Here is a 1292-nt window from a genome sequence, read left to right as displayed (position 1 = left end):
GAGCCGCCGAACCATGCGGCCAGTCCAAGGTCGTGCAGGCTGCGCAGGACGGTGTCGACAGCGCCGAAGCCGTTGCACGACAGACTTTGCGGCGGATCGACGGGCTCGGTGCCGCGGGTGAAGGATCGGGAACCGTCGAGGTTTTCGTGAGCGGTCGTCCGGGCGCACTACCGCCCAGCGCCGAAGCCTTCGACGCCGGGCGGTTGTTGGGCGCGATCAAAGCCTGATCCAGCCGCCCCCTGTCAATGGGCAGCTACGCCGCTCTGTCAATGGGCAGCTACGCCGCCGTGACCCCCGTGATGCATCCGCGCACTCATCACCGGCATCGCACTCACCGCGACCACAACGGTCAGGACCCCGACCACCCAGGCCGTCCACGACGCACCGCGTAGCGCGTCGAAGTTCATGACCCAGGGTGAAATGAACATCAAGACGCCGAAAACGCCCATCGCGTAATCCGCCATGGCCATGTCCGGACGAGCCATGTGTGCCAGACCCGACAGTGCAACCAGGACACCCAGGACGACGAGTGACCACATTGCCCGATCGGTGGTGTCGAGCCACATCGGCGAGAGAGCCGCAAAGACGCCGAGAACCACCGCGACGGCATCTTGCATTCGATTCCACGACTTCATGACGAGACCTCCAAAGACGAGAGTGTGTCCACCTGTAGTACACGCCCGCGGCAAGTCGAGATCAACTCTCCGCCAATTGCATTCGCGTTGCAGTTAGAAGCGGTGCGGAGGCTTGAATATCAAGATTTGTGACCATTCGTCCGGATTGCCACGAGGCCGCGCGGAGCGCTTGCCGCGATATGTCCCGAGAGTGCCATGAGGGTGAGAGTGGTGAATGCGATAGCGGCGGTGATCATGGGTGGTCCTTTCACTGACTGTCCTCGAGTGTCGTCTGCCGACCTGTGGCCGAGCAGGGCGCACGGTGTGAGGACGCTGAGAGAATCTAAGAGTTCGCACCGCAACCCGTGAGAAGGTTCTGGAGTGACGCAATCGAGTGCCCAGGACGTGATCGAGCAGTTGGCCGATCTCGCGGATCCCGCGGATGCCGTCTATCTACAGCGGTTCTTCAAGACGGAGCCGGGGGAGTACGGCGAGGGTGACGTGTTCATCGGAGTGCGAGTGCCGAAGACGCGCTCGGTGGTGAAGAAACATGTCGGCCTCGCGTTGCCTCAGGTACGCCTCCTTCTCGACAGCGACGTCCACGAGCATCGCTTGGCCGGTCTGTTGATCCTTGTTGCTCGATTCGAAAAGGTCAGTCGCCCAAAATTTTTCGACGAC

The 1292-nt window shown here is 61.8% G+C and carries 2 protein-coding genes and 1 pseudogene; 2 read left to right on the top strand and 1 reads right to left on the bottom strand.

All coding sequences use genetic code 11. The features are described from left to right. Positions 1-227 (top strand): annotated as a pseudogene (locus ABT116_RS47165) (glutamate racemase); the annotation flags it as partial. A 39-nt stretch (positions 228-266) separates the two neighbouring features. Here the strand turns inward: ABT116_RS47165 and ABT116_RS47160 are convergent. Continuing rightward, entirely contained in the window at positions 267-635 is a 369-nt protein-coding gene (locus ABT116_RS47160; RefSeq protein WP_019744276.1) for an SPW repeat domain-containing protein, read from the bottom strand. Between the two features lie 360 nt (positions 636-995). Here ABT116_RS47160 and ABT116_RS47155 point away from each other — a divergent pair. After that, positions 996-1292 (top strand): DNA alkylation repair protein (locus ABT116_RS47155; RefSeq protein ID WP_351647531.1); only part of this gene is annotated, 297 nt, incomplete at its 3' end.

It is taken from the genome of Streptomyces sp. NPDC002130, assembly GCF_040296465.1.
Classification (GTDB): domain Bacteria; phylum Actinomycetota; class Actinomycetes; order Streptomycetales; family Streptomycetaceae; genus Streptomyces.
This window is presented reverse-complemented; position numbering and strand designations above follow the sequence as displayed.

Bases quoted from the DNA above. Each gene is read 5' to 3' on its own strand.
- ABT116_RS47160 (WP_019744276.1), bottom strand. From the start codon at position 635: ATGAAGTCGTGGAATCGAATGCAAGATGCCGTCGCGGTGGTTCTCGGC.